We start from the raw sequence: 12,799 nt of genomic DNA, 5'->3' as shown, positions 1-12,799 counted from the left end.
CCGTCTCCCTCAAGACCCACCCAACGACCAGGAACCGCAATGTCCACCCTCAGCTTTCGCAATGCCGCGCCGTCAGACGCTGCGCGCTGCTATCAAATCGAGTCCTGCGCCTACGAAGGCGATGAAGCCGCGACCCTGGAGAAGATTGCAACGCGCATCGCCCAGTACCCGCAGGGTTTTCTGATTCTGGAGGATGGCGGCGAGGTCATCGGTTTCATCAACAGTGGCTGCGCCCACGAGGTGGTGATGTCCGATGAGGCCTTCAAGGAACTGGTGGGGCATTCGGCCGAGGCGCCGAACGTGGTGATCATGTCCGTGGTGCTGGATCCCGCGCAGCAGGGTAAAGGCCACTCCACACGGATGATGGACGAGTTCGTCCGGCGCATGCAGACACTGGACAAGAAAACCATCCACCTGATGTGCAAGGAGCAGCACGTGGCGCTGTATCAGCGCATGGGCTATCGCTACGTGCAGCCCTCGCCTTCCGACCACGGTGGCATGGCCTGGCACGAGATGGTCATGGACCTCTAACGCCTGCTCGCCACGGCCTGAAGTCGCCCTCCCCGACCGCCCGAGGCCAGTTCACCCAACTCTGGCAAGTCAATAATCAGCGGCAAGCGCTCATGGGCGGCCGGCGCCAACCAGGCCAGGTTAAAAACCAGGCGGCGGCGGCAAGAGCCGCATGCCAGGTGGACCGGGCGGCAAGGACGGTAGGGATGGCGGAGAGGGTAGCGACGGTGGGGATGGCATGGATGGCGCAGATGGCAGCGACGGTGGGGATGGCATGGATGGCGCAGATGGCAGCGGCGGTGGAGACCGCAGCGCCGGTGGTGGCGGCGACTTTGGCAACCGGCCCGTGGGCAGCTTGAGCTTATCGACTACCGATTTGACCTTCTCGGTGATGGTTACGGTGACCGCCTTTTTGGCTTCGTCAACGAGCGCCTCGCACACGGCGCGAATGATCTGCGGTGGGGTCGCGCCGTTTGTGGTCGCGCCGACATTGGCGAGATGCAACGTAGGCAACGGCACCGTCAGCGCCCCGCCGGGCAGGGGAATATCAAGCAGGATCGAGCCTCCCATCACGGTGAGGTTGCGGATGATGATCTTGCGCGCTTTGCTACCGGCCAGGATTGCCGCCGGAGTGGTGGAATAGGCCTGGGCGTTGTTCTTGATGGTTTCCAGGTTGCTGGTGGCGGTGGGGCTTTGTGCCTTGTAGGTGATCTGCGGCGCGATGACTGTGGCGGAGTTGACAATGACGGTGCCACCGCCGAGAAGGGAAGTACTTTCCACCTCCAGGGCGATGCGCTCCACAACCACGGCATAGGGCGAAGAGAACCCCTTGGGGTTGCCCACCGCAAGTCCATCAAGCGAGCCCACGCCGGTGAGGGGCGAGAACTCGACGCTCCCCACGAGCACCTGCGTCTGGGTGGCCAGGGCGCCCTCGGTCTCGATGGCGGATTTGATGGCAGGTCCCAACTGGGTGAATAGGCTCCACAGCGCAATAGCGGCGACAGCGAGCAAGGCCGCCAGGGCGAGCCCGAGTTTTTTCAGCATGGTGTTGGGTGCTCCATGAAAAGGCGGCGAGTCAGAGGAGACCCGCCGCCGAATGACTCAGCAATTGCCAATACTGACGACAGTTGCTTGCGCCGTGTGGCGGCGAACCTTGAACCAGGCGGCATACAGCGCCGGAACGAAGAAGATGGTCAACAGCGTCGCCACGGTGAGACCGCCCATGATCGCGATCGCCATCGGCCCCCAGAACACGCTGCGCGTCAGCGGAATCATCGCCAGCACCGTCGCCAGCGCCGTCAGGAGCACCGGACGGGTCCGGTGGATGGCCGCGTCCAGTACCGCATTCCAGGGGTCGCGTCCTTCTTCGATCTCGATCCGTACCTGATCAATGAGGATCACCGAGTTGCGCATGATCATGCCACCGAGGGCGATGATGCCCAGGATCGCGACGAACCCCAGCGGCGCGTTGAACAGCAACAACGCCGGCACTACACCGATCAGGCCCAGTGGCGCGGTCAAGACCACCATCAACATGCGCGAGAAGTCCTGCAACTGAAGCATCAGCAACAGCAAGATGGTGACCAGCATCAGTGGCGCCACCGCCAGCAGTGCCTGGTTGGCCTTGTCGCTTTCCTCCACCGCACCGCCCACATCAATGCGGTAGCCCGAGGGCAGCCTGGCCTGAATATCCTTCAGTAGCGGCTGGATCTCCTGCGTCACCGATACGCCCTGCTCACCATCCTTCACATCGGCGCGCACGGTGATCGCCATGTCGCGATTACGCCGCCACAGCACCGGTTCCTCAAGTTCATAGCGCACCTGCGCGACTTCCGACAACGGCACCACGGTGCCCTTGCGGGTGTAGAGGTTGATGTCCTTCAATGTGTCGAGGCTCAGGCGTTCTCCAGGCACGGCGCGGGCGACGATGTCGATCAGGTCCTCGTGCTCGCGCAACTGCGACAGGGTCGCGCCATTCATCACGGTCTGGGTGGCCAGCGATACCTCAGCCGGCGTGAGTCCCAGCGCGCGGGCCTTGTCCTGGTCCAACTGCACCTTCAGCGAACGCACCGGGTCGTTCCAGTCGAGCTGGACGTCACGGACCTTCGCATTCGATGTCACGACGTGCTCCACTTCACGGGCAATCTTGCGCACGACCTGGGTATCAGGCCCGACAATGCGGAACTGCAGCGGGAAGCCCACCGGCGGCCCGAGTTCCAGCCGCGTGACACGGACCCAGACCTGCGGGAACTGTTGATCGACCGAAGCCATCAAGCGCTTACGAACCCGTTCCCGCGCCTTCAGGTCCTGGGTCATCACGACGAACTGGGCAAAGCCCGGATTGGGCAACTCCGGATTGAGCGCCAGATAGAAGCGCGGCGCCCCGGCACCGGTGTAGGCGGTATAGAACCGGACATCCTCGTCCTTGCCGAGCAGGGTTTCCATCTGCTTGACCTGCTCGGCCGTCGCCGCGAAAGAAGCCCCCTCTTTCAGGCGCAGGTCGATGACCAGTTCGGGACGCGAACTGCTGGGGAAGAACTGCTGCGGCACCAGCTTCAAGCCGCCCAAGGCGAGCAGCAGGGCACCCAGCGTCACGCCGATGACCACCCAGCGACGCTGGATGGCCCAGTCGATCATGCCGCGCAGCTTGCGGAAGAACCGGGTGTCGTACGGATCGCCGGCATGCTGGTGCTTGCCGAAATCCTTGGGCAGCATCTTGACCGCCAGGTAAGGCGTGAAGATCCCCGAACTGATCCACGAAAACAACACCGCCGCGCCGACAATCCAGAAAATGCCACCGGCATACTCGCCCGTGGTCGATTTCGAAAGACCGATCGGCATGAACCCGGCAACGGTGATCAGCGCACCGGTCAGGCGCGGCATGGCGGTGGACTGGTAGGAGAACGAGGCGGCCTTCACACGGTCCCAACCGGCTTCCATCTTCACCAGCATCATCTCGATGGCGATGATCGCATCATCGACCAACAGGCCCAGGGCGATAATCAGCGAGCCGAGCGAGATACGCTCCAGGTTCCAGCCCATCGCCAGCATCAACATCGCGACACCGCCCAGTACCAGCGGCACCGTGGCCGCCACCACAAGACCGGTACGCCAGCCCAGGCTGACAAAGCTGACAATGATCACGATGACCAGCGCCTCGATAAGCGAGCGCGCGAAATCCCAGACGGCCTCTTTCACGGTGGTGGGCTGGTCGGCCACGCGCTCCAGTTCCACGCCATGGGGCAGCTCGGACTGCAGCTGGGCGACCGCGACTTCCATCGCCTTGCCGAGCTCGACGATATTACCGTCCTCGGTCATCGAGATGCCGAGCATCAGCACCGGCTGGCCATTGTGACGCACGGTGTAGGTCGGTGGGTCTTCATAACCACGCTTGATGGTCGTGAAGTCGCCCAGCTTGATCATCCGGCCACCGGCCGCGACAGGCACATTGCGAATGTCATCTTCATTGGCAAACTGGCCACTCACGCGCACGACGACACGGTCCCCTTGCGTGTCAACCTGCCCTGCCGCTTGCAAGGCATTTTGCGCGCGCAAGCTCTCGGCGATCATCAGCGGCGTGATGCCCAGCGCAGCGAGGCGTTCGTGCGAGAACTCCACATAGACACGCTTGGCCTGCTCGCCGATCAGGTCGACCTTCTTGACCATCGGCACCTTCAGCAGACTGCGCTTGATGTCCTCGGCGGCATTCGACAGATCGGCGTGGTCGATACCGTCGCCCTTGACGGCGTACATCAGGCCGTACACGTCGCCATATTCGTCGTTGACCACCGGACCGGTCACGCCGTCGGGCAGCTCCAGGCGCAGGTCATTGAGTTTCTTGCGGGCCTGATACCAGGCCTCGCGCTGGTCGGCCTTCGAGGTACCGCCGCGCACGGTCAGCGTCATGCCGCCGTAACCCTGCCGGGCAAAGGTGACCACCTTTTCGAAGTGGTCGATCTGCTCGAACTTCTTCTCCATGCGATTCAGGACCTCATCCTGTATCTGCTGGGCGGTCGCGCCTGGCCAGGCGACGCCGGCGGTCATCGACGGCACCGAGAAGTTCGGGTCTTCGAGCTGGCCAAGCCGGGTGAAACTGAACAGGCCGGCCACCGCGACAATGAGGATCAGGAAGAGGACGATGGCACGGTGACGCAGCGCCCAATCGGTAAGGTTGAAATGGCTCATCGCGTCACCACTGCCTTCGTTTCAGGGGAAACCGCACCTGGCAGCGCTACTTTCAGGCCAGGCGCCATCTTCTGGACACCGGCGGTCACGATCAGCGCCCCGGCCGGTGGGCCGGAGACCAGCACCTCGTCATTTCGATAGCCCGACACCCCCACAGGTACCAGCTCGACGGTGCCGACCGGGTCCTTGCCCGTCGGCGTGACCACCCACAGCGCCGGCTGCCCGCCGCTTTGCGTCAGTGCGGTGGCCGGCACCGCCGCCACCGGGCGCCCGGTCATCTGGCGTTCGACCTCGAGGGTGGCGGTCGCCCCCAGGGGCAATGGTTGCGTGTCCAGGAGCTTCATGCGCGCGCGGTAGGTCCTTGTCTGCGGCGCGGCTTGCGGCGACAGTTCGCGCAAGGCCACCGCGAAGGTCTGGCCCGGAGCGCTGGCCAGTGAGGCCTTGAAGCCCGACTGCTTGAAGGCAGCCAGGTGATCCTCCGGCACATCGACGACGATTTCGGGCAAGCCAGGGTCGGCGATCGAGATCACCGCGGCCCCCGGCGTCACGACCTGCCCGACCTCGAAATGCACGGCCGTGACCACGCCGCTCCACGAGGCCCGCAGCACGGAGTAATTGAGCCGGTTGCGCGCCAGTTCGAGCTTGCGGGCCTCGGCCTCGGCGTTCGCCCGGGAAGTCTCGGCGCTGGTACGCGCACGCTCATCATCGGCCACGCTGACCGAGCCATCGGCCTTCAGCGCTCCCAGGCGCTGGTGGTCCGAGTCGGCCTGACGGGCCTGTGCCACCGCAGCGGCCCACGACTGCCGCGCCGCTTCCACGGCCAGCCGGTAGTCGCTGTCGTCCAGCGTGGCGAGCACATCACCCTCGTGCACCAACTGGCCGACCTCGACCTTGCGTTGGACGACCTTGCCGTCCACGCGGAAAGCCTGGTCCACTTCATGGCGAGACTGCACGGTGCCGACATAGCGATTGGCTTCGCGGGCGTTGTCATAGCGCAGTTCGACGGTACGTACGGGCCGCGGCACCTGTACCGGCGATTGGTCCGGACTGCAGGCGCAGAGTAACGCGGCGACGGCCATGACACCGACGGCGGTAATTGAGTTATTCAAGACAGTTCCTCGTTGTAAGCGACGGGATTCAGGAAAGTGGACGCACGGCGCCGGCAGTGGCGGTGTCGGCGGGAGGCGCGGACTCGAAAACCTGCCAGCCGCCGCCCAGCGCCTTGTAGAGCTGTACGCTGTCGAGCAGCAGACGAGTGTTGCTGTCGTTGGCGTTCAGGCGCATCGTCAGGCGCACACGGTGCGCATCCAGCAGCGGCAACAGGTCGATCTGCCCCCGGTCGTAGAGCGATTGAGCCCGGCCCAGCGCGGAATCCGCGGCCACCACAGCCGATTGCAACGACGCCGAGCGACGACGCTCCTGGGAAAGGCTGACCAACGAGTTCTCCACGTCTTCGAGCGCACGGGCGATGCCGTCCTCGGTACGCAGCAGCGCTTCACGCTGGCCGCTCTCGGCAACCTCATTGATGGCACGGGTGCGCCCGGCGTTGAAGAGCGGCATCGTCAGCAGGCCCGTCACATTGGTATAGCGGGCAGCGCCCAGCCCCACACCATTGAGTTCCAGGCCCTGGCTGCCGTAGGAGGCACCGAGGAACAGACGCGGAAACCATTCGGCGGCGGCCTGCTGACGGCGAGCGTTGGCCGCATCCAGTTGCGCCATCAGTTCCAGCACGTCGGGCCGGCGCTCCAGCAGCGTGGCCGGCTGGCCGGGCTGCGGCTGAGGCACCACTACATCGCCGCGCGAGGGTACGATGGCGGCGGCATTGAAGGCCTGGTCACCGATCAGTACCGCAAGGCGATGGCGTGCCACCGCCGCCAGGGTTTCCAGTGGCGGAATCTGCCCACGCGCGGAGGCCGCGTCAGCCTCGGCACGCTCCACGTCGAAGACGGTTGCCAGGCCCACGCGCTGGCGTGCGGTGACCAGACGCAAGGTCTCGTCCTGCATCGCCGACATGGCCCGCAGGGTATCGACCTGACGCTGTGCACCGACCAATGTGAAGTAATTGCTGGCAACATCGCTCATCACCAGCAGGCGCACACCACGTACGCTGTGTTCCGCGGCCAGCGCCTGGGCCTGGGCCGCGCTCGCGCCGGCCCGCAAACGGCCGCTCAGATCCAGCTCCCACGAAACGTCCAGCCCCACGCTTGCGGTTTTGGTATCGGGATAGCCCGCCTTCGTGGCCGTGTCGTACCCGCTACTGCGGTCGGTACCGGAGGCGGACCCGCTGACGCTCGGAAACAACCAGGAGCGGCTGATGCTCTCGCCGGCGCGCGCGGCGCACAGGCGCTCGGAGGCGATCTTGATATCGCGGTTATCGCGCATCGCGCGGCGTACCAGATCGCTCAGTACCGGATCCTTGAAGGCCTCCCACCATGCGACTTCGGGCTCCATCCCCGAGGCCGTGGTCGCGGCGAACTTGCCTGGCAGGTCCACCACAGGCTTGACGATGGGCGTGGAACAGCCCGCCAGGACCAGCGCGATAGACACGGCAAGCGTCACCGCAGCGGCAAGGCCGCCCAGGCAATCGGCAGATGGGCGGGACGTCTGCCCGCCAGGGTGGATCAACGAAAGAAGGAGCTGAAGTCGCGACATCGGATTGGACTCGTAGGAATTCGAGGTGAAGCCAGCATAGGGTCCGCGGCACGCCAAGTTGTCAGCCAAGCGTCGTGATTAGGTCGCCCTATGGAGCGTTCCATCGGGTAGGTGGGGTCATTCGCCGGCGGCATCCGCGGCACGCTCAGCGGCTATCGATGCAAGGTCGTCGGCAATCGACGCCGACAGCTCTTCGACGGATGAGAACTCGCACTGGCGGCCGGTCACCAGATTTTCCAGGCGCCCGGCAAGGCCCCCCGGCGCGGCGTCGCTACGCAGCTTCAGCACATACGTGCGGCGGTTTGGATACTTGGATTCAGGATTCAGGACCATTGCAGACCACGGGATCGGAGAAGTTCGGCAACAGCCTAAAGCCATGCCCCGATCAAGTTGTCAGCAAAGGGTCGGCATCCGGTCGCCGTGGGCACTGATGGTCGCGACCGGGCCGAAGTCCGACAGCGCAATCACTGGCTGACTGGCCCGTTCGAAGTGCATCGCCAGGTCTGACGCGGCGACCGGCACGCCGAACGACCGCTCACGCTCGAGGGCGTCGCCGATCTGACGATGCAGGTGAACACGCAGCGAAAGCGGCGTGCGCTCGTACAGCACCTGACGCAGGAGCGCGTGGCGGAACGAGTAGGCCTGCGCGGACACCTCTGCTCCATCGACCGTCCGTGACCGTGTCAGCCACACCTGCCCGCGAACCAGTTCCTCGCAGGCGTAAGCCAGCGAAGCGAGGTCACGCTCAAGGGCCAGCGAAAGCGTTTCCACCCGGAAAGCCCCCGAACATATCGCCGCCGCCGAGAGCAGATCACGCTCCTCCCGACCGAGCCTGGCGATCACATGATCGATGATAGATGCCAGATTCTCGGGAACCGTGAGGTTCGCCAGCCGGGCCTCGACGGTGGCGTCATCGTCCGCACGGTCCATCACTTCATTGAGCAACGACGAGACGAACAGTGGCACGCCGTCGGTGTGATCGTGCAGCGCCCGCACGAACCCTTCATCGCGCGCCAGTGAGACCGAACGCGTAGCGACATAATCGGCGATCTCGGTCTCCGAAAACGGATCGAGTAGCACTTCTTCGCATAAACGCTGCAAACGAAGTTCGTGTCGCAACGAACTGAGCGGATGATCGAGCGCCACCACCTCGGCGACGCGAAAACTCGCCACCCACATCAACCGCATGCGCCCGCGTCGCCGGGCGACGTAGTCGATCAGTTGGAGGGTGGCCCTGTCGCCCCAATGCAGGTCTTCGGTGACCAGCAACAAGGGGCGTTGCTCCGTGTAACGCTCCAGCAACTCGCCCATTTCCCGCAGCATGCGCTCCGGGCCGACACCGGCAAGCTCGTGCCGCAACGCCTCACGCTCCTGGGCGCTACTCAGCCACGGCAGTTGAAACAGCCAGGTGGGCGCCACGCTCCGCAAGAGTGCCGGCAGCGCCGGGTCGACGCGGCACAAACCGGCAATCGCTTCCAGCACCGGCAGGTACGGCTCGCCAGTACCGAGGGGCTCCACACAATGGCCGCGCGCGCAGGTGGCGCCGTCGAGCCCCGCCATGAAATGCTCGATCAGCAGGGTCTTGCCGATTCCCGGCGCGCCGGCGAGCCAGAACATCGAGCGCTGGCCGCCTTGCGCCTGCACCCAGGCCCGTTGCAAGCGCGAAAGCGAAGCGCCACGGCCGATAAACAGCGGCGCTTGCGTGACGGCTTGCGGTGTTATCGCCAGGCTGGTCGGCGTCAAAGGCGTCAGGGACGGCGTGGCAATAAAGCGATAGCCACGCCGGGACACGGTCTCGATAAAACGTGGTGCTCGGGGAGAGTCGCCCAGTGTCGTGCGCAGATCGCTGATGGCGGTTTTCAGCACCGACTCGCTGACGAAGCGGTGTCCCCAGACCGCGTCAAGCAACGCATCCTTGCTCAGAAGCGACCCCGGCTCGCGCGCCAGCGCGCACAACAGGTTGAACGGCGTCGGCGCCAGCGCCACCGCCTCTCCATTGCACGACAGGCGAGCATTGGCCTCATCGAGTTCAAAATCGACAAAGCGGATCCGCAGTGGATTCGGATGACACAGCGCACGCACCACAGGCGACTCCTACAGGCTCAGATGAAGACAGTTATGCGTTCCATGCTGGCAAAAAGAGTGACCTCGATATAATGACACAATAATCAATATTGAAACAAACCTCATTTTTGCATAACCTCATGCTGCCTGACGATGAAACCCTCGGTTTCACTGCCAAAAAAACAACCACAACAAGGGCTCGGTATGAATAACAAGAAAGCCGGCACGCTGCCGCCAAGCGCAGTCGATGTATTGATCGTGGGCAACGGCCCGGTAGGCGCGACACTCGCGGCACTGCTGGGACGCTACGGCGTAAGGACACTGATCCTGGACAAGGCCCATGAGATCCTGCTGATGCCTCGCGCCATCGCCCTGGACAACGAGGCGCTACGCATCCTGCAACTCGCCGGGTTGGCCCAGGACGCTTTCGAGAAGATCGTGATCCCCGAAGTGCGGATGCGCTCCACGACCCTCGGGGATTTCAGTCGCGCCAATACCACCGGGAGCATTGATGGCCATCCCAAACTGGTGACGTTCTATCAGCCCGACCTCGAGCGGGCGATGCGAGAACAGGTCTCACGGTTCGAGTCGGTGGTCAGCCTGGGTGGCTTCGAGCTCGAACACCTGACCGATGCACCAGGCTGCGTCATTGCGTCCGTCCGGGACCAGGAGAGCCAAGTCCACTCTGTTCGCGCCCAGTACGTGGTAGGCGCCGATGGTGCGAGCTCCAGGGTCAGAACCCTGATCGGCCAGGATTTCGAAGGGCAGACCTATGCCGAGGACTGGCTGATTGTCGATGCCGGCAATCGGCACCGGTCAGCGATCGATCACATCGAGTTCCTTTGCGATCCAAGGCGGCCCACGCCGCACATGCCGGCGCCCGGCGGAAGGGAGCGTTGGGAGTTCATGCTGCAACCGGGTGAAACCCGCGAAGAAATGGAAAATCCGCAAAACATCGCCCGACTGATCGCCCCCTGGATCGATCCGCAAAAGCTGCAGATCGAGCGCACGGCGGTGTATCGGTTCCACGCGCGCTGCTGCAACCGCTTCAGCCAGGGGCGCGTTTTTCTTGCAGGAGATGCCGCTCATATCACGCCGCCCTTCGTCGGACAGGGCCTGGTCGCCGGCCTTCGCGATACCGCCAATCTGGCCTGGAAACTCGCCTGGGTCCTGCGCGGACAAGCCTCGCCCTCGATATTGGACTCCTATGACGAGGAGCGCCGCCCCCATGCCAAGGCAATGATCGACATGGCCAAGCTCATGGGACGCCTGGTCATGCCCAGAAGCAAACTGGCGGCCTTCTTCACCCATGGCCTGATGCGCCTGCTCGCCTTGATGCCGACCACCCGCAAGTACTTCGAAGAGCTGGACATCAAACCGAAAAACATCTTCAGGAAAGGCCTGTTCGCCCCTCATCGCCGTGGTGACAAGCTGGTTCGCGGAGGGCTCTTTCCCCAGGCCTGGGTTCGCAATGCCCAACAGCAGATCCACCTGAGTGACGATGCGCTCGGAGACCACCTGACCCTGATCGGATTCGGCATCGACCCGCTGTCGCTGCTCTGCGCCGAGCAGGTCGAGGCCTGGAAACGAACCGGCGGCAACTTCTTGCATATCGGGCCGCGCGGTCAACGTCCGGTGGGTGATTGCGCCTTTATCGAGGATCTGAACCATGACATCCTGCCGCTGGCGGCCAAGGGCACGCTGGTGGTGGTACGCCCCGACCGCCTCGTCATGCACCATGCCGACGGCGCGCAGGCGGGCCATCTGGTTCAAGCCTGCATTGATCTGATAACGGGCGACGACTGCATTGTTGAACGGGTTTCCATTACCATCAGCGAGCCCCCTCGACTACGAGCCTGAGTATGCCCTCCTCCCCCCCAGCACCCGCAGCGCCCCAGCCTCTCACGCGAGGCCACAAGAAACGTGAGCGCACCCGTCGCGGCCTGGTCGACGCAGCGCGACGCCTGGTCGCACGCAAGGAGGTGGGGGAGATCGCCCTGCTCGAGATCGCCGCGGAAGCGGAGGTCTCCAATGGCACCATCTACAACTACTTCCGCACTCGCGACGAAGTGCTCGAAGCCGTGGGCATCGCCATGGCCACCGAGTTCTCCGATGCCATTTCCGTCTTGAGCAGCGGATTGCACAGCGGTGCCGAGCGCCTTTGCGTCGGCGTGCGGATGTTCATCAACCGAGCCGGCGATGACCACCCGTGGGCCAGCGCGCTGCTGCGCATCATCCACTTCGGCGAGGCGACGCGCTCGCGACTGGCCACCCATGTACTTGACGACCTGCGCCAAGGTCGCCATGAGGGTGCTTTTGCATTCGAAGACGAAGGCATCGCCCTGGACCTGGTGTTGTCATGCACCACCGGGGCCATGCGCGCTGTTGTCGAGGGTCGTACAGTGGCGGAACACGATGTGCGGGTCGCCGAAATGGTCCTCAAGGCGCTGGGCGTCACGCCAGCCAAAGCCAGGAAAATCGCCAGCTTGCCACTGCCTGTTGTGAACATGGACACTCAGCCAGAAAACTGAACACCAATGTTCAAAACACGCAAAGCCTGTCGATGAAAAAACGCCTCAAAAACCCTTGGATAACGGACATAAACCGATAAAACGCGCTCTCCAGCTCAAAAAACAATTGACCAACATTGAACACAAGTGTTCAATTGATTGTAAGACGACTCTGGAGATAAAGCGTGGAATCACTGAATCCGGTACAGCGACGCATCCATCAAGCCGCCCTTCGCCTTTTTGCCGAGCGCGGCGCCATTGACGTGAGTATCAGCGATCTTGCAACTGAGGCCGGTGTTGCTCGCGGGACGATCTATAGCAACGTGAAAAGCATGGAGCAGCTGTTCGAAGCGGTTGCGGCCCATCTCAGCGCTGAAATGCACGAACGGGTCAATAAGAGTTTCGAGACCCTCGCCCAGCCTGCCCACCGTCTGGCCAATGGCATCCGCTTCTTTATCCGACGCACCCATGAGGAGCCCCAGTGGGGCACTTTCATTCATCGATTCGCGATGAGTAACGCCGCGCTGCGCGAGATGTTCGCCAGTCAGGCCACGAAGGACCTGTTGGAGGGGCACGCCAGTGGCTGCTACAGCTTCCGACAAGATCAACTGCTCTCGGTCATTACGCTGATCTCCAGCACTGCACTGGGTGCGATGTTCCTGGTGCTGGAAGGTCATAGAACCTGGCGCGATGCGGGTTCCGACGCGGCGGAATTCGTACTCCGGGCGCTCGGCGTGCCGGCACAGGAGGCTGCGAGACTGGCGAGCGAGGAACTGCCCACACTCCCGGCGCTCGACTAACCCCTTCACCACCGCTGTGGTTTTCGCCCCTGTTGTTTATGGGGCTCGGCGCTGCTTTGCCCGAAAAAAGTTCGGAGA

Annotated in this window: 10 protein-coding genes; 4 read left to right on the top strand and 6 right to left on the bottom strand. The window is 63.5% G+C overall.

Translation table 11 applies throughout. The features are described 5' to 3' along the window. Positions 1 to 39: 39 nt before the first annotated feature. Positions 40 to 531 (top strand): GNAT family N-acetyltransferase, encoded by a 492-nt coding sequence (locus tag M5B42_RS10545; RefSeq protein WP_248745757.1) that lies wholly within the window; start codon positions 40 to 42, stop codon positions 529 to 531. A gap of 120 nt (positions 532 to 651) precedes the next feature. On the opposite strand, the gene M5B42_RS10540 is transcribed toward M5B42_RS10545, so the two are convergent. The 6 genes from M5B42_RS10540 to M5B42_RS10515 all read right to left on the bottom strand — a co-directional run bounded on the left by M5B42_RS10540 (position 652) and on the right by M5B42_RS10515 (position 9,432). Continuing rightward, positions 652 to 1,554, bottom strand: coding sequence for a hypothetical protein (locus M5B42_RS10540; RefSeq protein WP_248745756.1), 903 nt, complete (start codon positions 1,552 to 1,554; stop codon positions 652 to 654). Positions 1,555 to 1,611: 57 nt separating this feature from the next. Then, entirely contained in the window at positions 1,612 to 4,695 is a 3,084-nt protein-coding gene (locus M5B42_RS10535) for an efflux RND transporter permease subunit (RefSeq protein WP_248745755.1), read from the bottom strand. Continuing rightward, positions 4,692 to 5,804, bottom strand: coding sequence for an efflux RND transporter periplasmic adaptor subunit (locus tag M5B42_RS10530; RefSeq protein WP_248745754.1), 1,113 nt, complete (start codon positions 5,802 to 5,804; stop codon positions 4,692 to 4,694). Before M5B42_RS10530 ends, M5B42_RS10535 begins: the two co-directional genes overlap by 4 nt. A gap of 28 nt (positions 5,805 to 5,832) precedes the next feature. Beyond that, positions 5,833 to 7,347 carry a TolC family protein gene (locus M5B42_RS10525; protein ID WP_248745753.1) on the bottom strand — a complete coding sequence of 505 codons (1,515 nt, stop codon included), beginning with the start codon at positions 7,345 to 7,347 and terminating at the stop codon, positions 5,833 to 5,835. 117 nt (positions 7,348 to 7,464) lie between these two features. Continuing rightward, entirely contained in the window at positions 7,465 to 7,680 is a 216-nt protein-coding gene (locus M5B42_RS10520) for a hypothetical protein (RefSeq protein WP_248745752.1), read from the bottom strand. A gap of 60 nt (positions 7,681 to 7,740) precedes the next feature. Next, positions 7,741 to 9,432, bottom strand: coding sequence for an AAA family ATPase (locus M5B42_RS10515; RefSeq protein WP_248745751.1), 1,692 nt, complete (start codon positions 9,430 to 9,432; stop codon positions 7,741 to 7,743). Positions 9,433 to 9,615: 183 nt separating this feature from the next. Between M5B42_RS10515 and M5B42_RS10510 the strand changes: the two genes are divergently transcribed. From M5B42_RS10510 to M5B42_RS10500, 3 genes are all read left to right on the top strand, one after another. Then, positions 9,616 to 11,271, top strand: a complete 1,656-nt coding sequence (locus M5B42_RS10510) for a bifunctional 3-(3-hydroxy-phenyl)propionate/3-hydroxycinnamic acid hydroxylase (protein WP_248745750.1) — start codon at positions 9,616 to 9,618, stop codon at positions 11,269 to 11,271. Positions 11,272 to 11,273: 2 nt separating this feature from the next. Next, positions 11,274 to 11,942, top strand: coding sequence for a TetR/AcrR family transcriptional regulator (locus M5B42_RS10505; RefSeq protein ID WP_248745749.1), 669 nt, complete (start codon positions 11,274 to 11,276; stop codon positions 11,940 to 11,942). Between the two features lie 164 nt (positions 11,943 to 12,106). After that, positions 12,107 to 12,721 carry a TetR/AcrR family transcriptional regulator gene (locus M5B42_RS10500; RefSeq protein WP_103495598.1) on the top strand — a complete coding sequence of 205 codons (615 nt, stop codon included), beginning with the start codon at positions 12,107 to 12,109 and terminating at the stop codon, positions 12,719 to 12,721. Positions 12,722 to 12,799 lie beyond the last annotated feature (78 nt).

It is taken from the genome of Pseudomonas sp. MWU12-2037, assembly GCF_023242345.1.
In the GTDB taxonomy this organism is placed as follows: domain Bacteria; phylum Pseudomonadota; class Gammaproteobacteria; order Pseudomonadales; family Pseudomonadaceae; genus Aquipseudomonas; species Aquipseudomonas gingeri_D.
This window is presented reverse-complemented; position numbering and strand designations above follow the sequence as displayed.